Origin of the sequence: Streptomyces sp. NPDC002888 (assembly GCF_042888465.1) — a bacterium.
GTDB lineage: Bacteria > Actinomycetota > Actinomycetes > Streptomycetales > Streptomycetaceae > Streptomyces.
The window spans coordinates 29,924-47,946 of record NZ_JBIAPU010000001.1 but is presented as its reverse complement, the minus strand read 5'-3'; the positions used below and the strand labels follow the sequence as shown (position 1 = coordinate 47,946).

The 18,023-nt window shown below is 70.9% G+C and carries 15 protein-coding genes; 5 read left to right on the top strand and 10 right to left on the bottom strand.

The window, feature by feature from the left end:
* Positions 1-92 precede the first annotated feature (92 nt).
* Positions 93-758, bottom strand: a complete 666-nt coding sequence (locus ACFYWX_RS00190) for a TetR/AcrR family transcriptional regulator (RefSeq protein WP_389421744.1) — start codon at positions 756-758, stop codon at positions 93-95.
* 178 nt (positions 759-936) lie between these two features.
* On the opposite strand from ACFYWX_RS00190, the gene ACFYWX_RS00185 reads away from it, so the two are divergent.
* Together ACFYWX_RS00185 and ACFYWX_RS00180 are read left to right on the top strand one after the other, a co-directional pair.
* Positions 937-1,821 carry a shikimate dehydrogenase gene (locus ACFYWX_RS00185; RefSeq protein ID WP_389421743.1) on the top strand — a complete coding sequence of 295 codons (885 nt, stop codon included), beginning with the start codon at positions 937-939 and terminating at the stop codon, positions 1,819-1,821.
* Between the two features lie 26 nt (positions 1,822-1,847).
* On the top strand, positions 1,848-3,677 hold the full coding sequence (locus tag ACFYWX_RS00180) for a bifunctional sugar phosphate isomerase/epimerase/4-hydroxyphenylpyruvate dioxygenase family protein (protein WP_389421742.1): 1,830 nt from the start codon (positions 1,848-1,850) through the stop codon (positions 3,675-3,677).
* Positions 3,678-3,686: 9 nt separating this feature from the next.
* On the opposite strand, the gene ACFYWX_RS00175 is transcribed toward ACFYWX_RS00180, so the two are convergent.
* Positions 3,687-5,138, bottom strand: coding sequence for a membrane-associated oxidoreductase (locus ACFYWX_RS00175; protein ID WP_389421741.1), 1,452 nt, complete (start codon positions 5,136-5,138; stop codon positions 3,687-3,689).
* A gap of 123 nt (positions 5,139-5,261) precedes the next feature.
* Between ACFYWX_RS00175 and ACFYWX_RS00170 the strand changes: the two genes are divergently transcribed.
* Positions 5,262-6,128: a GyrI-like domain-containing protein gene (locus ACFYWX_RS00170; RefSeq protein ID WP_389421740.1), complete on the top strand. Its 867-nt coding sequence runs from the start codon at positions 5,262-5,264 to the stop codon at positions 6,126-6,128.
* Positions 6,129-6,213: 85 nt separating this feature from the next.
* On the opposite strand, the gene ACFYWX_RS00165 is transcribed toward ACFYWX_RS00170, so the two are convergent.
* From ACFYWX_RS00165 to tkt, 7 genes are read right to left on the bottom strand one after another with little or no spacing between them, the layout of a single operon-like run.
* Complete coding sequence (locus ACFYWX_RS00165) at positions 6,214-6,801, bottom strand: histidine phosphatase family protein (protein WP_389421739.1); 588 nt, start codon at positions 6,799-6,801, stop codon at positions 6,214-6,216.
* A 7-nt stretch (positions 6,802-6,808) separates the two neighbouring features.
* Positions 6,809-7,690, bottom strand: a complete 882-nt coding sequence (gene gnd, locus ACFYWX_RS00160) for a phosphogluconate dehydrogenase (NAD(+)-dependent, decarboxylating) (protein WP_389421738.1) — start codon at positions 7,688-7,690, stop codon at positions 6,809-6,811.
* Between the two features lie 2 nt (positions 7,691-7,692).
* Positions 7,693-9,345, bottom strand: coding sequence for a glucose-6-phosphate isomerase (gene pgi / locus ACFYWX_RS00155; RefSeq protein WP_389421737.1), 1,653 nt, complete (start codon positions 9,343-9,345; stop codon positions 7,693-7,695).
* Between the two features lies 1 nt (position 9,346).
* Positions 9,347-10,273 carry a glucose-6-phosphate dehydrogenase assembly protein OpcA gene (gene opcA / locus ACFYWX_RS00150; protein ID WP_389421736.1) on the bottom strand — a complete coding sequence of 309 codons (927 nt, stop codon included), beginning with the start codon at positions 10,271-10,273 and terminating at the stop codon, positions 9,347-9,349.
* A complete protein-coding gene (gene zwf, locus ACFYWX_RS00145; protein WP_389421735.1) occupies positions 10,270-11,799 on the bottom strand; it encodes a glucose-6-phosphate dehydrogenase in 1,530 nt (509 codons plus the stop codon). Before zwf ends, opcA begins: the two co-directional genes overlap by 4 nt.
* Complete coding sequence (gene tal / locus ACFYWX_RS00140; protein ID WP_389421734.1) at positions 11,796-12,965, bottom strand: transaldolase; 1,170 nt, start codon at positions 12,963-12,965, stop codon at positions 11,796-11,798. Before tal ends, zwf begins: the two co-directional genes overlap by 4 nt.
* 19 nt (positions 12,966-12,984) lie before the next feature.
* A complete protein-coding gene (gene tkt, locus ACFYWX_RS00135) occupies positions 12,985-15,060 on the bottom strand; it encodes a transketolase (RefSeq protein WP_389421733.1) in 2,076 nt (691 codons plus the stop codon).
* A gap of 146 nt (positions 15,061-15,206) precedes the next feature.
* Here tkt and ACFYWX_RS00130 point away from each other — a divergent pair, with 146 nt between their 5' ends.
* The gene (locus tag ACFYWX_RS00130) at positions 15,207-16,112 is read left to right on the top strand and encodes a helix-turn-helix domain-containing protein (protein ID WP_389421732.1); all 906 of its coding nucleotides are present in this window, start codon (positions 15,207-15,209) and stop codon (positions 16,110-16,112) included.
* Positions 16,113-16,167: 55 nt separating this feature from the next.
* A complete protein-coding gene (locus ACFYWX_RS00125) occupies positions 16,168-16,554 on the top strand; it encodes a VOC family protein (protein ID WP_389421731.1) in 387 nt (128 codons plus the stop codon).
* A 51-nt stretch (positions 16,555-16,605) separates the two neighbouring features.
* Here the strand turns inward: ACFYWX_RS00125 and ACFYWX_RS00120 are convergent, their stop codons facing one another.
* On the bottom strand, positions 16,606-18,009 hold the full coding sequence (locus tag ACFYWX_RS00120) for a glycoside hydrolase family 16 protein (protein WP_389421730.1): 1,404 nt from the start codon (positions 18,007-18,009) through the stop codon (positions 16,606-16,608).
* Between the last annotated feature and the right edge of the window lie 14 nt (positions 18,010-18,023).

The following is an 18,023-nucleotide window of genomic DNA, read 5'->3' as shown; positions in this document are numbered from 1 at the left end:
CTCGGCTAATTAACCCACTGGGTAGTTAGTCGCGGTGGGTGGGATGTTGCGCCGAAGTTTCCCCGGGTGTCAAGGGGTCCCGCGCCGGGCGCCTACTCCGCCGCGCGCTCCGCCGTCAGGTAGGCGATCACCATGTCGCCCAGCATGGTGCGGTAGCGCTCGCGCTCGGCCGGGTCCACCAGGTCGCGGTCGAACAGCACGCGGAAGGTGTGCCGGTTGGCCACCCGGAAGAAACAGAACGAGCTGATCATCGCGTGCAGGTCGACGGCGTCGACATCGGCCGTGAACAGGCCGGACTCCTGGCCCGTCGCCAGGATCCGGCGGATCACGTCGAGGGCGGGCGAGCCGATCCTGCCGAGCTTCTCGGAGGCCGCGATGTGCTCCGCGCCGTGGATGTTCTCGATGCTGACCAGGCGGATGAAGTCGGGGTGCTGCTCGTGGTGGTCGAAGGTGAGCTCGGCCAGGCGCCGGATGGCCGCTACCGGGTCGAGGTGTTCGACGTCGAGCCGCTGCTCGGCCTCGCGGATCACGCCGTACGCCCGCTCCAGGACGGTCGTGAACAGCTGTTCCTTGCCGCCGAAGTAGTAGTAGATCATCCGCTTGGTGGTGCGGGTGCGGGCGGCGATCTCGTCCACGCGGGCCCCGTCGTAGCCGGCCCGGGCGAACTCCTGCGTGGCCACGTCGAGGATCTCGGCCTGGGTGCGGGCGGCGTCACGGATGCGCCCGTTCGGTGCTGCCGGTTCGTCGACGCTGGTCATCGGGTTCCTTCGGGCGTAGGGCCTGTGCCGGTGATTGTAGAAGCCCGGGCGTGCGGAGGTCCGGGCGCGCGTTCGTTGCCCGGCAGTTCGTTGCCCGGCAGGGGGTTCCCAGAGGTCGGCGCCTGCTGCTATGACTAACTCACTGGTTCGTACATTGCTGAGCGGCTCGGGAGGCCACGTGCCCAAGGACTCGTATCTCGTGGGGCTGATCGGTTCCGGAATCGGCCCCTCGCTGAGCCCGGCGCTGCATCAGCGGGAGGCCGACCACCAAGGCCTGCGCCTCCTCTACCGGCTGATCGACATCGACACCCTGGGCGTCCCGCCCGAGGCGGTGGGCGACCTGGTGCGGGCCGCCCGGGACCTGGGCTTCGACGGGCTGAACATCACCCACCCCTGCAAGCAGCTGGTCATCCCGCACCTCGACGACCTCTCCCCGCAGGCCGAGGCGCTCGGCGCGGTCAACACCGTGGTGTTCGACGGCGGCCGCGCGGTCGGCCACAACACCGACGTCACCGGCTTCGCCGCCTCCTTCGCGCGCGGCCTGCCCGACGTACCGCTGGAGCGGGTCGTGCAGCTGGGCGCCGGCGGCGCGGGCGCGGCCGTCGCGCACGCCACGCTCACCCTCGGCGCCGAGCGGGTCACCGTCGTCGACGCGCTGCCCGAGCGGGCCGCCGCCCTCGCCGCGTCCCTGAACAGCAGCTTCGGGGACGGCCGGGCGGCCGCCGCGGGCCCCGACCACCTGCCCGGCCTGCTCGCCGACGCCGACGGCACCGGCGGCCTCATCAACGCGACCCCCACCGGAATGGCCGCCCACCCCGGACTGCCCCTGTCCGCCGAACTGCTGCACCCCCGGCTGTGGGTCGCCGAGGTGGTCTACCGGCCACTGGAGACCGAGCTGCTGCGCACCGCCCGCGCGCTGGGCTGCGCCACCCTCGACGGCGGCGGCATGGCCGTCTTCCAGGCCGTCGACGCGTTCCGTCTGTTCACCGGACGGGAACCCGACAGCGCGCGGATGCTCGCCGCGTTCGCCGAGCTGGCCGGGGCCGTGAAGGCCCCCAAGTAGAGACCCGAGGAGAGAGAGGTACCGAGGTGCGCACGTCCATCGCCACCGTCTCGCTGAGCGGATCCCTCACCGAGAAGCTCACCGCGGCCGCCCGGGCCGGCTTCGACGGCGTCGAGATCTTCGAGAACGACCTGCTCGCGAGCCCCCTCACCCCGGAGGAGATCCGCGCCCGCTGCGCCGACCTCGGCCTCGGCATCGACCTCTACCAGCCGATGCGCGACATCGAGGCCGTGCCCGCCGAGGAGTTCGACGGCAACCTGCGGCGCGCCCGCCACAAGTTCGCGCTGATGCGCAGGCTCGGCGCGGACACCGTCCTCGTCTGCTCCAGCGTCCACCCGCTCGCTGTCGACGACGACGCCCTCGCCGCCGAGCAGCTGAGCCGACTCGCCGACCTGGCACAGGAGTTCGGCATCCGCGTCGCCTACGAGGCACTCGCCTGGGGGCGGCACGTCAGCACGTACGACCATGCCTGGCGCATCGTCGACACCGCCGGCCACCCGGCGCTCGGTACCTGCCTGGACAGCTTCCACATCCTCTCCCGGAGCTCCGAACCCAAGGATCTCGAAGGTATCGCGGACATCCCCGGCGAGAAGATCTTCTTCCTCCAGTTGGCCGACGCCCCGCTGCTCGCCATGGACGTCCTGCAGTGGAGCCGCCACCATCGGTGCTTCCCCGGCCAGGGCGGCTTCGACGTCGCCGGGCTCGTACGGCACGTGCTGCGCACCGGCTACGACGGACCGCTCTCCCTGGAGGTCTTCAACGACGTGTTCCGGCAGGCCGAGGCCGGCCCGACCGCCGTGGACGCCCGCCGCTCGCTGCTCGTCCTCGGGGAGGAGGTCGGCCTCGCCGCGCTGCCCCCGCCCACCGCCCCCACCGGGGTCGCCTTCGCCGAGCTGGTCACCCCCGACGCCGCACCCGTCTCCGCCCTCCTCGTCGCTCTCGGCTTCGCCCGTACCGCCCGCCACCGCGGCAAGCCCGTCGAGCTGTGGGAGCAGGGCGAGGCCCGGGTCCTGGTCAACACCGGCCCGGCCGCCCTCGCCCACTCTCGGCTCCGCTCGAGCGGGGGGACCCCCGTCGACGGCACCTGCCTCGCCGCGATCGGCCTGGAGTCACCGGACCCCTCCGCCGCCGCCCGCCGCGCCGAGGCCCTCCTCGCCCCCGTCCTGCCGCGCCGCCGCGCCCCCGAGGACGCACCCCTCGACGCCGTGGCAGCCCCCGACGGCACGGAACTCTTCCTGTGCGCGACGGACCGGCCCGGGCTGTCCAACTGGCGCGCGGACTTCGAGGACACCGCCCCGGACGCCGCTGCCGCCGCGAGCCCGGTCCGTATCGACCACCTCTCCCTCACCCAGCCCTGGCACCACTACGACGAGGCCGTCCTCTTCCACCGCAGTGTGCTCGGGCTCGACGCCCAGGAGAGCGTGGACGTCGCCGACCCGTACGGTCTGCTGCGCAGCCGCGCGGTCACCAACGCCGACGGCAGTGTCCGTATCCCGCTCACGGTCGGCGCGGCGCCCGGTGACGACACGGCGCACGCCCGCCACATCGCGCTGGCCACCGACGACGTGGTCGCCGCGGCCCGCCGCTTCACCGGGGCCGGCGGCCGCCTGCTTCCGATCCCCGCCAACTACTACGACGACCTCGCGGCCCGCTTCGAGTTCGCCGAGGGCGAGTTGGAGACGTACCGCGCACTCGGCATCCTCTACGACCGGGACGCGCACGGGGTGTTCCGGCACTGCTACACCCACACCGTCGGCCGCGTCTTCTTCGAACTCGTCCAGCGCGACGGGAGCTACCAGGGCTACGGCGCCGCGAACGCGCAGGTGAGGCTGGCCGCCCAGCACATGGCCCGCTGACGCACCGCCTCACTGCCGGCTGACGGTCCTGGTCACGCCCGCGACGACCGTCGTGGCCAGGATCCAGCCGGTGACGATGAGGACGTACGACAGCGTCTGGTACCAGCCGGTCGGCGCGAACGCGGCCTCCTGCCCGAAGGAGATCACCGGCAGGAGCAGGTCGAGGGTGTAGAACACCGGGTCGAAGCGGGGCGCCTCGGACGCCTTGAGCGCGGGCGGGTGGTGCGTGGCGTACGCGACCGAGCCGACGGCGAGCAGGGACAGCAGCCAGACGGCGGCGCGCAGCGGGCGGAAGCCGTAGCCGACGGCCCCGTCCTGGAGGTGGCCCCACATCCGGCCGTACCAGGGGAGCGTGGACCGGCGGCGGCGCTGCTTGGCGAGTTGGACGAGCCGGGCCGCCTGGTCGTCGCCGATCCGGCGGTACGCGGCCGTCACCTGTTCGTAGGCGTGCGGGTCGAAACCGCCGTCGTCGCGCTCCAGCATCGGCAGCCGGCGCTCGGCGGGCTCGTGCGGGGTGAGGAAGGTGTAGGTGAGGTCGAGCAGCCGCACCTGGTCGGGCAGCATCTCCGGCTCCACGTCGAACTGGTTGATCTCGGCCCGGCGCAGGTTCAGCAGCCCCTCGACCTGCGGACCCCGGCGCAGCCAGAACTCGCCGATCACGCAGCTGCTGGCCCGCAGGGCGGTGCCGCCGGGGTTGGACAGGCGGGCGTCCAGCAGATCCACGCGGCCCGGTATCCGGGCGCCGCGCAGGTCGATCCGGCCCTGGGCGCGCAGCCGTCGGCCCAGCAGGTTGGCACCGATCTCGAGAGCCTCCGCCTCGAGCACCTGGGCGCCGGGGTTGCTCAGCTCGGCGTCCTCCAGGTCGAGTGAGCCGGCCACGGTGGCGCCGTCGAGCCGGACCAGACCGTGTGCGCGCAGGCCCCGGGCGCACAGGTCGTCGTCGACGCCGACCTGGTTGAGCTGCAGCACGGGGTGCGTGGGTGCCGTGGGAGCCTCCACGTCGACCTCCGCACGCTCCAGGAACAGAGCACCCGCGATCTGCGCCCCGTCGAGCCGCACCGGCCCGCTGAACCGGCAGCGCGTCAGCCGCAGGCTGCCGTCGATCCGGGCCCGTGTCACCGACAGACCGGGCATCTCCGAGTCGCGCAGGCTGAGGTAGCGCAGGTGGGCGCCGATGAAGTCCGGGGCGGCCTCGAAGCGGCAGTGGGTCAGATGGATGACGCTGTCGACCGCCGCGTACCGCAGTTCCAACGCGCCGGTGATACGCGCTCCCCTGATCTTGAGGGCCGCTATCTCCCCCGGCTCATGGGGCCCGTTGAGGAGCAGCGCCCGCAACACCGCGGCCCGGACGGTCCGTTCGGGGCCCCAGTCGTCGGCCGCGTCACGGAAGTCGACCTCCGTACCCGTGGCGAAGGCGCGCCAGACGCGTTGTTCGGCCGGGGTCAGATCGTTGATCTCCATCAGCGGGGACTCTTACGTGATCGACTTGGCCTGTCAACACACCCGATCACACCGGGCACAGGATGTCGGGTCCGGCAGGGGGCGGCCTTCCTAACGTGAAGGGCGTAAGGGAAGGAGACCGAGGTGCTGGAGCGGCTGAACGAGGCCCTGGAACACATCGAGTCGCATCTCGATCAGCGGATCGAGGTGACCGAGCTGGCGCGGATCGCGGTGACGTCGGAGTACCACTTCCGCCGGCTGTTCTCCGCGCTGGCGGGGATCTCGCTGTCGGAGTACGTCCGGCGCAGGCGGCTCACCGTCGCGGGGGCCGAAGTGCTCGCCGGGGAGCGGACACTCCTGGAGATCGCGGTGCGCTACGGCTACGGCTCGGGGGAGGCGTTCGCGCGCGCGTTCCGCACCATGCACGGTGTGGGCCCGGGCGAGGCCCGGCGGAACGGCGCCACTCTGTGCTCCCAGCCTCGGATGTCCTTCCGTCTCGTCATCGAAGGGAGCAGCAGTATGCGATACCGGATCGTGGAGAAAAAGCAGTTCCGTGTGGTCGGCAAGAAGGTCCGGGTCCCGCTCGTCCATGAGGGGCTGAACCCGCAGATCGCGGAGTTCATCCGGGGTCTCGACAAGGAGACGATACGGCGAGTCGGCGAGCTGTCCGATCAGGAGCCGGAGGGCATCCTGGGCGTCAGCGACAACCTCGACCCGAGCCGGGCGGAGGGAACCGAACTCGACTACTACCACGCGGTGGTGACCGCGGGTCCGGCTCCCAAGGACCTGGACGAGCTCGTCGTCCCTGCGGGGACATGGGCCGTCTTCGAGAACTCCGGGCCGTTCCCGCAGGCGCTCCAGTACCTGTGGCGGGACGTCTTCACCCAGTGGTTCCCGTCCAATCCGTTCCAGAGCAGGCCGGGACCGGAGCTCCTGCGCACCCGGCTGTCGCAGGACGCCGCACAGGCCGACGCGGAGCTGTGGATCCCCGTGGAGCGGACCGCGGTCTGAGCGGGTGGCGCGGCGGTCTCCCGTCCTTGGGAGACCGCCGCGCCGAAGAGGCCCGTCAACGACCGTGGTTCACGGCCTCACGGCCTCACGGTCTGGTGTTCCACTCCGCGATCACGGGCCGTCCGTGTTCCGTCGACAGTCGGCTCACCGTGGCGGTCGCCAGCTGGAACAACCGCCCTTCGGCGGGCGGGAGTCCGAGGCGACGGGCCGTCAGGACCCGTAGGAAGTGGCCGTGGGCGACCAGGACGACGTCGCCGTCCGGGAGGGCGGTGTCCACCCGGGCGAGCACCCGGTCGGCACGCAGCCCGATCTCCTCGGGCGACTCGCCGGGGTGGCCGTCCGGGCCCGGCGGTACGCCGTGGGTCCACAGGTCCCAGTCGGGGCGGGCGCGGTGGATGTCGACGGTGGTGATGCCCTCGTAGCCGCCGTAGTCCCACTCGTGCAGGTCGGGGTCGGGTACGGCACCGGTGAGGCCCGCGAGTTCGGCGGTGCGGATCGCGCGGTGCAGTGGGCTGGTGAGTGTCAGGGCGAAGGTCCGGGCGGACAGGAGTGGAGCGAGGGACTTGGCCTGTTCCTCGCCGTGCTGGGTGAGGGGCAGGTCGGTCCAGCTGGTGTGCCGGCCCGACACGCTCCACTCCGTCTCGCCGTGGCGGACCAGAAGAAGATCCCCCACGGTCGGACTACTCCTTGGTGGACTCGACGGCATGGCCGCCGAACTGGTTGCGCAGCGCGGCGATCATCTTCATCTGCGGCGAGTCCTCCTGGCGGGACGCGAACCGTGTGAAGAGGGACGCCGTGATCGCCGGTAGCGGCACCGAGTTGTCGATGGCGGCCTCCACGGTCCAGCGGCCCTCGCCGGAGTCCTGCGCGTACCCGCGCAGCCGCTCGAGGTGCTCGTCCTCGTCGAGGGCGTTGACCGCGAGGTCGAGCAGCCAGGAACGGATGACGGTGCCGTCCTGCCAGGAGCGGAAGACCTCGCGCACGTCCGTGACGGAGTCGACCTTCTCCAGCAGCTCCCAGCCCTCGGCGTAGGCCTGCATCATGGCGTACTCGATGCCGTTGTGGACCATCTTGGAGAAGTGCCCGGCGCCGACCTTGCCGGCGTGGACGTAGCCGTAGGGGCCCTCCGGCTTGAGCGCCTCGAAGATCGGCTGGAGGCGGTCGACGTGCTCCTTGTCGCCGCCGACCATCAGGGCGTAGCCGTTCTTCAGGCCCCACACGCCGCCGGAGACGCCCGCGTCGACGAAGCCGACGCCCCGGGTGCCGAGTTCCTCGGCGTGCTTCTCGTCGTCCGTCCAGCGGGAGTTGCCGCCGTCGACGACGGTGTCGCCGGACTGGAGCAGCCCGCCGAGTTCGTCGACGACCGACTGGGTCGCGGCGCCGGCCGGGACCATCACCCAGACGACACGGGGGGCTTCGAGCTTGTCGACCAGCTCGGCGAGGCTGGCCACGTCGGAGACTTCGGGGTTGCGGTCGTAGCCGATGACGGTGTGGCCGGCGCGGCGGATGCGCTCGCGCATGTTGCCGCCCATCTTGCCGAGGCCGATGAGACCGAGCTGCATGGTCAGTTCACTTCCTTGAGTTCACGGTAGGCGGCCACGAGGGCGGCGGTGGAAGGGTCGAGGCCGGGGACGTCAGTGCCCTCGGTGAGAGCGGGTTCGACGCGCTTGGCGAGGACCTTGCCGAGTTCCACGCCCCACTGGTCGAAGGAGTCGATGTTCCAGATCGCGCCCTGGACGAACACCTTGTGCTCGTAGAGGGCGATGAGCTGGCCGAGGACCGACGGGGTGAGCTCGCGGGCGAGGATCGTGGTCGTGGGGTGGTTGCCCTTGAAGGTGCGGTGCGCGACCTGCTCCTCGGCCACGCCCTCCGCGCGCACCTCCTCGGCGGTCTTGCCGAAGGCGAGCGCCTGCCCCTGGGCGAACAGGTTGGCCATCAACAGGTCGTGCTGCGCCCTGAGTTCGTCGCTCATCTCGGCGACGGGGCGGGCGAAGCCGATGAGGTCGGCCGGGATGAGCTTCGTGCCCTGGTGGATCAACTGGTAGTAGGCGTGCTGCCCGTTGGTGCCGGGCGTGCCCCACACCACCGGACCGGTCTGCCACTCCACGGGATTGCCGTCACGGTCCACCGACTTGCCGTTGGACTCCATGTCCAGCTGCTGGAGATACGCGGTGAACTTCGACAGGTAGTGGCTGTACGGCAGCACGGCGTGCGTCTGCGCGTCGAGGAAGTTGTCGTACCAGACGCCCAACAGGCCCATCAGAACGGGCGCGTTGGCCTCGGCGCGGGCGTTGCGGAAGTGCTCGTCGACGATGCGGAAGCCGTCGAGCATCTCGCGGAAGCGGTCCGGGCCGATGGCGATCATCAGGGACAGGCCGATGGCGGAGTCGTAGGAGTAGCGGCCTCCGACCCAGTCCCAGAACTCGAACATGTTGTCCACGTCGATGCCGAACCCGGCGACCTTCTCGGCGTTCGTCGACAGCGCCACGAAGTGCTGGGCGACCGCCTTCTCCTCGCCGAGGCCGCCGGGGCCGTTCAGCAGCCAGGAGCGGGCCGAGGTGGCGTTGGTGATCGTCTCGATCGTGGTGAAGGTCTTGGAGGCGACGATGAACAGCGTCTCCGCCGGGTCCAGGTCCCGTACCGCCTCGTGGAGGTCGGCGCCGTCGACGTTCGAGACGAACCGGAAGGTCAGCGACCGGTCGGTGTGCGCCCGAAGCGTCTCGTACGCCATCGCCGGGCCCAGGTCGGAGCCGCCGATGCCGATGTTGACGACGTTGCGGATGCGCCGGCCCGTGTGGCCGGTCCACTCGCCGGAGCGGACACGCTGAGCGAAGTCGCTCATCCTGTCGAGCACCGCGTGGACCCCCGGGACCACGTTCTCGCCGTCGACCTCGATCACCGCGTCGCGCGGGGCGCGCAGCGCGGTGTGCAGCACGGCGCGGTCCTCGGTGATGTTGATCTTCTCGCCGCGGAACATGGCGTCGCGCAGCCCGAACACGTCGGTGGCGGTGGCCAGTTCCTGGAGCAGGGCGAGTGTCTCGTCGGTGACGAGGTGCTTGGAGTAGTCGATGCGCAGGTCACCGACGCGCACCACGTACCGCTCCGCGCGTGAGGGGTCCGTCGCGAACAGCTCCCGCAGATGCGCCTTCCACCCGGCGCGGTGGTCCTCCAGGGCGGTCCACTCGGGCCGCCGGGTGAGCAGGGGTGTCTCGGACATCTCAGACGGTCTCCTTGGTGCCCTCGCCGCGCAGGGCGACGGCGTACATCTCGTCGGCGTCGAGGCGCCTGAGCTCCTCGGCGATGAGTTCGGAGGTGGTGCGGACCTTCAGCGCGAGGGTGCGCGGGGGCTGGTGCGGCAGCGAGAGCGTGGCGAGCGGGCCCTCGGGGCGGTCGATGACGATCTCGCCGTTCTCGGTGCCCAGGCGCACGGCCGTGACGACCGGGCCCGCGGTGACGACCCGGTCGACCCTGACGCCGAGACGGGCCTCCAGCCAGCGCGCGAGCAGCTCGGCGGCCGGGTTCTCGGCCTCGGCCTCCACCGCCGCCGAGATGATCCTCGCGCGGGCCTGGTCCAGGGCCGCGGCCAGCATCGAGCGCCACGGCGTCAGCCGGGTCCAGGCCAGGTCGGTGTCACCCGGCGCGTACGAGCGCACCCGCGACCGCAGCACGTCGATCGCGTTGTCCACCGCGTACAGGTCGGTGATCCTGCGCTGCGCCAGCGCGCCCAGCGGGTCCTTCGAGGGCACCTCGGGCGCGTCCACCGGCCACCACACGACCACCGGCGCGTCCGGCAGCAGCAGCGGCAGCACCACGGAGTCGGCGTGGTCGGACACCTCGCCGTACGTCCGCAGGATGACCGTCTCGCCGGTGCCCGCGTCGGCGCCCACGCGCACCTCCGCGTCCAGGTGCGAGCGGGTCCGGTCGCGCGGGGTGCGGGCCTGCCGCTTGATGACGACCAGGGTGCGCGAGGGGTGCTCGTGCGAGGCCGCCTCGGCGGCCTTGATCGCGTCGTAGGCGTTCTCCTCGTCCGTGACGATCACCATCGTCAGGACCATGCCCACGGCGGGGGTGCCGATGGCGCGGCGCCCCTGCACCAGCGCCTTGTTGATCTTGCTTGCCGTGGTGTCGGTCAGGTCGATCTTCATGGCCTGCGCCAGCTCCGTCCGTCTCGTGCGAGCATCTCGTCCGCTTCCCCGGGTCCCCAGCTGCCCGAGGGGTACTGCGCGGGCCTGCCGTGTGTCGCCCAGTACTCCTCGATCGGATCGAGGATCTTCCAGGACTCTTCCACTTCCTGGTGGCGGGGGAACAGGTTGGCGTCGCCGAGCAGCACGTCCAGGATGAGCCGCTCGTACGCCTCCGGGCTGGACTCGGTGAAGGACTCGCCGTAGGCGAAGTCCATCGACACGTCCCTGATCTCCATCGAGGTGCCCGGCACCTTCGAACCGAAACGGACCGTCATGCCCTCGTCGGGCTGGACGCGGAAGACGATCGCGTTCTGCCCGAGCTCCTCCGTGGCGGTGGAGTCGAAGGGGGAGTGCGGGGCCCGCTTGAAGACCACCGCGATCTCGGTGACCCGGCGGCCCAGCCGCTTGCCGGTGCGCAGGTAGAAGGGCACGCCCGCCCAGCGGCGGTTGTCCACCTCCAGCTTGATCGCCGCGTAGGTGTCGGTCCCGGAGGCCGGGTCGATGCCCTCCTCCTGGAGGTAGCCGGCCACCTTCTCGCCGCCCTGCCAGCCCTCCGCGTACTGCGCGAGGACGGTGTGCTCGCCCAGGTTCTCCGGCAGCCGCACGGACTTCAGCACCTTGAGCTTCTCCGTGAGCAGCGCCTCGGCGTCGAAGGCGATGGGTTCCTCCATCGCGGTGAGCGCCATCAGCTGCAGGAGGTGGTTCTGGATGACGTCACGGGCGGCGCCGATGCCGTCGTAGTAGCCGGCGCGGCCGCCGATGCCGATGTCCTCGGCCATCGTGATCTGGATGTGGTCGACGTACGACCGGTTCCAGATCGGCTCGTACATCTCGTTGGCGAAGCGCAGCGCCAGGATGTTCTGGACGGTCTCCTTGCCCAGGTAGTGGTCGATGCGGAACACCTGGTCCGGCTCGAACACGTCGTGCACGATCGCGTTCAGCTCACGCGCGCTCGTCAGGTCGCGCCCGAACGGCTTCTCGATGACCGCGCGCCGCCAGGACCCCTCCCGGGCCTTCGCCAGCCCGTGCTTCTTCAGTTGCTGGACGACCTTGGGGAAGAACTTCGGCGGTACGGAGAGATAGAAGGCGTAGTTGCCACTGGTGCCGCGGGCCGCGTCGAGGTCGTCCACCGTCTGGCGCAGCGACTTGAACGCCGTGTCGTCGTCGAAGTCGCCGGGGATGAACCGCATGCCCTCGGCGAGCTGCTGCCAGACCTCCTCGCGGAACTCGGTGCGCGCGTGCTCGCGGACGGCGTCGTGGACGACCTGCGCGAAGTCCTGGTCCTCCCAGTCGCGGCGGGCGAAGCCCACCAGGGAGAAGCCCGGCGGCAGCAGACCGCGGTTGGCCAGGTCGTAGACGGCCGGCATCAGCTTCTTGCGGGACAGGTCGCCGGTGACGCCGAAGATGACGAGCCCGGACGGACCGGCGATCCGCGGCAGCCGCCGGTCGCGCTCGTCGCGGAGCGGGTTGGTCCAGTCGGAGGTCATTCCCCCTCAACTCCCTTGCTGTCCAGTGCCTTCGTCACGGCGGCCAGCAGGTCGTCCCAGGCCGCCTCGAACTTGGCTACGCCCTCGTCCTCCAGGCGCTGCACGACCTCGTCGTAGGAGATGCCGAGCCGCTCCACGGCGGCGAGGTCCGCGCGGGCCTGGGCGTAGCCGCCGGTGACCGTGTTCCCGGTGATCCGCCCGTGATCCGCGGTGGCGTTCAGGGTGGCCTCCGGCATGGTGTTGACCGTGCCGGGCGCGACCAGCTCGTCCACGTACAGGGTGTCCTTGTACGCCGGGTCCTTCACGCCGGTCGAGGCCCACAGCGGGCGCTGCTTGTTGGCCTTCGCCCCGGCGAGGGCGGTCCAGCGCGCACCGGGCTGTGTCGAACTGTCGGCAAAGCCGAACACGGCCTCGTACGCCTCGTAGGCGAGCCGGGCGTTGGCCAGCGCGGCCCTGCCCTTCAGCGCGAGGGCCTCGTCCGTGCCGAGGACGGTGAGCCGCTTGTCGATCTCGGAGTCGACGCGGGAGACGAAGAAGGAGGCCACGGAGTGGATGCGGGACAGGTCGAGGCCGGCCGCCCGTGCCTTCTCCAGGCCGGCGAGGTAGGCGTCCATGACCTCGCTGTAGCGCTCCAGGGAGAAGATCAGCGTGACGTTGACGCTGATGCCGAGGCCGACGACCTCGGTGATGGCCGGCAGGCCCGCCTTCGTCGCCGGAATCTTGATCATCACGTTGGGGCGGTCGACGAGCCAGGCGAGCTGCTTGGCCTCGGCGATCGTGGCCGCGGTGTGGTGGGCGAGGCGGGGGTCGACCTCGATGGAGACCCGGCCGTCGCGGCCGTCGGTCGCGGTGTAGACGGAATGCAGCACATCGGCGGCGGCACGCACGTCGGCGGTCGTCATCATCCGGACGGCCTCGTCGACCGTCACGCTCCGCGCGGCGAGGTCGGCGAGCTGCTCCTCGTAGCCCTCACCCGAGCCGATCGCGGCCTGGAAGATGGACGGGTTGGTGGTGACACCCACCACGTTCCTGGTCTCGACGAGTTCGGCGAGGTTGCCGGACTCGATGCGCCTGCGGGACAGGTCGTCCAACCAGATCGAGACGCCCTCGTCGGACAGGCGCTTCAGTGCTCCCGCGTTCGCGGTTGCTTCGCTCACAGTGATCATCTTCTTTCTGGCGGTCGGATCAACCACGCGCGGCGGCCAGGGAATCCCGGGCTGCGGCGACGACGTTCTCGGGGGTGAAGCCGAACTCGGCGAACAGCACCTTCGCGTCGGCGGAGGCACCGAAGTGTTCGAGGGAGACGATGCGTCCGGCGTCTCCTGTGAACCGGTACCACGTCAGACCGATCCCGGCCTCGACTGCGACGCGGGCCCGCACGGACGGTGGAAGGACGCTCTCGCGGTAAGCACGCGGCTGCTCCTCGAACCACTCCACCGACGGCATCGACACCACACGGGTGCCGATCCCCTCGGCCTCCAGCGCCTCGCGGGCCGCGACGGCGAGCCGGACCTCGGAACCGGTGGCGATCAGGACGACGTCCGGGGTCTCGCCGGAGGAGTCCTTCAGCACGTACCCGCCGCGCGCGGCGTCCGGGTTCGGCGCGTAGGTCGGTACACCCTGACGGGTGAGGGCGAGGCCGTGCGGGGCCGGGTCGGTGGAGTGCCGCCTGAGGATCTCCGCCCACGCGATCGCGGTCTCGTTGGCGTCGGCCGGACGGACCACGTTCAGACCGGGAATGGCCCGCAGGGCGGCCAGATGCTCGACCGGCTGGTGGGTGGGGCCGTCCTCGCCGAGGCCGATGGAGTCGTGCGTCCACACGTACGTCACCGGCAGCTGCATCAGGGCCGACATCCGCACGGCGTTGCGCATGTAGTCGGAGAAGACCAGGAACGTACCGCCGTAGATACGGGTGTTGCCGTGCAGGGCGATGCCGTTCATCTCCGCGGCCATCGAGAACTCACGGATGCCGAAGTGGATCGTTCGGCCGTACGGGTCGGCCTCGGGCAGCGGGTTGCCCCTCGGCAGGAACGACGACGTCTTGTCGATGGTGGTGTTGTTCGAACCGGCGAGGTCGGCGGAGCCGCCCCACAGCTCGGGGATCACGGCGCCGAGCGACTGGAGCACCTTGCCGGAGGCGGCGCGGGTCGCGAGGGACTGGCCCTCCTCGAACACCGGCAGGGCGTCCTCCCAGCCCTCGGGGAGCTGACCGGCGACGACCCGGTCGAACACCTCGGCGCGCTCCGGGCTTGCGGCGCGCCACTCGGCGATCCGCTTGTCCCAGACGTTGTGCGCCTCGGCGCCCCGGTCCAGGGCCGTCCGGGTGTGGGCGAGGACGTCGTCGGCGACCTGGAAGCTCTGCGCGGGGTCGAAGCCGAGGACGCGCTTGGTGGCGGCGACCTCGTCCTCGCCGAGCGCGGAGCCGTGCGAGGCCTCGGTGTTCTGCGCGTTCGGGGCGGGCCAGGCGATGATCGTGCGCATCGCGACGATCGAGGGGCGCCCGGTCTCGGCCCGCGCCGCCTTCAGGGCGGCGTGCAGCGCGTGCACGTCGACGTCGCCGTTCTCCGCCGGCTCGATCCGCTGCACGTGCCAGCCGTACGCCTCGTACCGCTTCAGCACGTCCTCGGAGAACGCGGTGGCGGTGTCGCCCTCGATGGAGATGTGGTTGTCGTCGTAGAGGAAGACCAGGTTGCCGAGCTGCTGGTGCCCGGCCAGGGAGGACGCCTCGGCGGAGACGCCCTCCTGGAGGTCGCCGTCGGAGACGATCGCCCAGATGGTGTGGTCGAAGGGGGAGGTGCCCTCGGGGGCGTCGGGGTCGAACAGGCCGCGTTCGTAGCGGGCGGCCATCGCCATGCCCACCGCGTTCGCGACCCCCTGGCCGAGCGGTCCCGTGGTGGTCTCGACGCCGGCGGTGTGCCCGTACTCGGGGTGGCCGGGGGTCTTCGAGCCGTGCGTCCGGAACGCCCTCAGGTCGTCGAGCTCCAGCTCGTAGCCGGCGAGGAAGAGCTGGGTGTAGAGGGTCAGCGAGGTGTGGCCGGGGGAGAGCACGAACCGGTCGCGGCCGGTCCACTCCGGGTCGGCCGGGTCATGGCGCATCACCTTCTGAAAGATCGTGTACGCCGCCGGGGCCAGGGCCATGGCGGTGCCCGGGTGGCCGTTGCCGACCTGCTGTACGGCATCCGCCGCCAGAAGGCGGGCGGTGTCGACGGCACGCCGGTCGAGTTCGGTCCACTCGAAGCTGTCGGGCGTCTGCGTGCTCATCTTCAAGAAGTCCTCGATGGGAGCGGGGAAGCTGCTCTGACGTGTTCAAACTTAAAAGTCTGACTTTTACGGTGGTAGGTCTCCGTGTGCCAGCCTTTGGTGAAAGTGGGACACCAACACCAGGCCTGAGGCGGCACGAGAAGGACATGGCGGACGAAACCATCCAACCCGCGGACGGTGACGGCGGCACCAACGCGATCAGAACGTTCCCCTTCCCGGTCGGTCTCAGCGTCGGCGGCGTGGGGATGCAGGTCGGCCCGATGGGCACCGACCGCACCTGGCACGCCGACGCCCCTCTCGAGCGTGTCCACCGCATCGACTTCCATGTCGTGATGCTGTTCGGCGACGGCCCGGTCCGGCACATGGTCGACTTCGCCGAGTACGAGGCCACGGCCGGCGACGTGCTGTGGATCCGCCCGGGCCAGGTCCACCGCTTCTCGCGCACGAGCGAGTACCGCGGAACCGTCCTGACCATGCAGCCCGGCTTCCTGCCCCGCGCCACGGTGGAGGCCACCGGCCTGTACCGCTACGACCTGCCGCCCCTGCTCCACCCCGACGAGCCCCACCTCGCCGCCCTGCGCGCGGCCCTCACCCAGCTGAGACGCGAGTACGAGGACACCGAGACCCTGCCGCCGAGCCTGCACACCGCCGTCCTGCGCCACTCCCTCACGGCGTTCCTGCTGCGCCTGTCACACCTCGCGTCCCGCTCCGCCGAGGCGGAGCGCCGCCAGGCCGACACCACCTTCACCCTCTTCCGGGACGCCGTCGAGAAGGGATTCGCCACCAACCACAGCGTCAGCGCCTACGCCGACGCCCTCGGTTACTCCCGCCGCACCCTCGTCCGCGCGGTCCGCGCCGCCACCGGCGAGACGCCCAAGGGCTTCATCGACAAGCGGGTCGTCCTGGAGGCCAAACGCCTCCTCGCCCACACGGCCCTGCCCATCGGCCGCGTCGGCGCGGCGGTCGGCTTCCCCGACGCGGCGAACTTCTCCAAGTTCTTCCACCAGCACACGGACCTGACGCCGGCGGCGTTCCGGGCGGAGCTGCGGTGAACCGGCGCGCGGTTCAGGGGTGACGTGTGCGCCACGGGGGCGGATCATGGGCCGCGTGGCGCGACTTCACGACATCGTCTTCGACTGCGCTCGGCCCGCCGCGACAGCCCGCTTCTGGGCCGCGGCCCTGGAGGGGTACGCCGTCGCCCCCTACGACGACACCGAACTCGCCCGCCTGCGCGCGCTCGGCATCACCAGCACCGAGGACGATCCGACCGTGCTGGTCGAACCGGCGGACGGCGGGCCGCGGTTGTGGTTCCAGCGGGTGCCGGAGGGCAAGTGCGGGAAGAACCGCGTGCACGTGGACCTGCGTGCCGAGGATCTGGAGGGGGAGGTCGAGCGGTTGGGCGAGCTGGGCGCGAGCATCGTCGGCCGGCATGCGGATCATGTCGTCCTGGGGGATCCCGAGGGCAACGAGTTCTGTCTCTTTTCCGGCCGGTGACGCGAGTGACCCCGCGAGGTCCTCCTCGCGGGGCACCCGTGTACCGCCGTGTCAGTGACCGAAGTTGAACCAGTTGACGTTCACGAAGTCCGACGGCTGGCCACTGGTGAAGGTCAGATACACGTCGTGCGTACCGGTCACGGAGGTGATGTTCGCCGGGACGGTCTTCCACGACTGCCAACCACCCGTGTTGGCCACGGAGAAGCTGCCGACGGGGGCGTTGGTGCGATTGTCCAGGCGGACCTCGACCAGCCCGCTGACACCGCCCGCCGCGCCGCTCGCCACCCGGGCGTAGAACTGCTTGGCCGCGCTGGAGCCGAAGTTGACGCCCTTGAAGAGGGCCCAGTCGCCGCCTGCCAGCGAGCCGATGTCCTGGCCGCCGCCGGTGTCGGACGTCGACTCGGTGCTCACGCCCGACTGGCCGTCGTAGGACTCGGCCTGGACGGCGCTGTAGGCGTCGCGGTTGCCGGTCGGCGGGGGAGTGGTACCGCCCCCACCGCCCGTCGACTGGAGCACCTGCACATAGTCCACGACCATCGGGACGCCGGAGCGAGTGTCACCGTCCAGGCCGCCGCCGAACGCGTCCGGGAAGGCGCCGCCCATCGCCACGTTCAGGATGACGAAGAACCCGTGGTTGGTGGCGTTGGACCAGGTCGTCGCGTCGACCTGGTTGGCCGTCACGGTGTGGAAGGTGACGCCGTCGACGGAGAAGCGGATCGCCTCCGGGCTGACCGAGCGGTCCCACTCCATGGTGTAGGTGTGGAAGCCGGACTGGCAGGTGGTGTTGGGGCACGCGGTGTTGTTGCCGATACCGGACGTCTCGTTGCACGGACCGCCCGGGTTGGTGCCGCAGTGCATCGTGGCCCACACCGTGTTGCGGCCCTGGACGTTCTCCATGATGTCCAGCTCGCCGACGCTCGGCCAGTTCTGGTAGTTGCCCCGGTACGGCGCGCCCAGCATCCAGAACGCCGGCCAGTAGCCCTCGGCGGCGGTGCCGGTGACGTTGGGCATCTGCAGGCGCGCCTCGACGCGCAGCCTGCCGCCGGACGGGGGCTGGAAGTCGGTGCGGTTGGTCTCGATGCGGCCCGAGGTCCACTTGCCGGCCGCGTCGCGCAGCGGGGTGATACGCAGGTTGCCGTTGCCGTCGAGCGAGACGTTGTTGGTGCTGTTGGTCATCGTCTCGACCTCGCCGGTGCCCCAGTTGGCGGGGCCGCCCGGATACGAAGTCCCGGTCGCGTACTGCCAGTTGCCCGTGTTGACGCCGGTGCCCGCGGCGCCGTTGAAGTCGTCCAGGAAGACCTGGGTCCAGCCCGACGGGGGCGTGGGCGCGGAGGCGTTCGCGGGGAGGACGGCGGTGGTGGCGGCGGCCGCCGCCAGGCCCAGGGTGCCGATCACGGCGACGAGCGCCCGCCTCAGGGGGCGCCGTCTGCGGGGTATGCCGGAGGTTTCACTCATGGGGGGGATGCCTC

Bases quoted from the DNA above. Each gene is read 5' to 3' on its own strand.
- ACFYWX_RS00190 (WP_389421744.1), bottom strand. From the start codon at position 758: ATGACCAGCGTCGACGAACCGGCAGCACCGAACGGGCGCATCCGTGAC.
- ACFYWX_RS00175 (WP_389421741.1), bottom strand. From the start codon at position 5,138: ATGGAGATCAACGATCTGACCCCGGCCGAACAACGCGTCTGGCGCGCC.
- gnd (WP_389421738.1), bottom strand. From the start codon at position 7,690: ATGCAGCTCGGTCTCATCGGCCTCGGCAAGATGGGCGGCAACATGCGC.
- pgi (WP_389421737.1), bottom strand. From the start codon at position 9,345: ATGTCCGAGACACCCCTGCTCACCCGGCGGCCCGAGTGGACCGCCCTG.
- opcA (WP_389421736.1), bottom strand. From the start codon at position 10,273: ATGAAGATCGACCTGACCGACACCACGGCAAGCAAGATCAACAAGGCG.
- zwf (WP_389421735.1), bottom strand. From the start codon at position 11,799: ATGACCTCCGACTGGACCAACCCGCTCCGCGACGAGCGCGACCGGCGG.
- tal (WP_389421734.1), bottom strand. From the start codon at position 12,965: ATGATCACTGTGAGCGAAGCAACCGCGAACGCGGGAGCACTGAAGCGC.
- tkt (WP_389421733.1), bottom strand. From the start codon at position 15,060: ATGAGCACGCAGACGCCCGACAGCTTCGAGTGGACCGAACTCGACCGG.
- ACFYWX_RS00130 (WP_389421732.1), top strand. From the start codon at position 15,207: ATGGCGGACGAAACCATCCAACCCGCGGACGGTGACGGCGGCACCAAC.
- ACFYWX_RS00120 (WP_389421730.1), bottom strand. From the start codon at position 18,009: ATGAGTGAAACCTCCGGCATACCCCGCAGACGGCGCCCCCTGAGGCGG.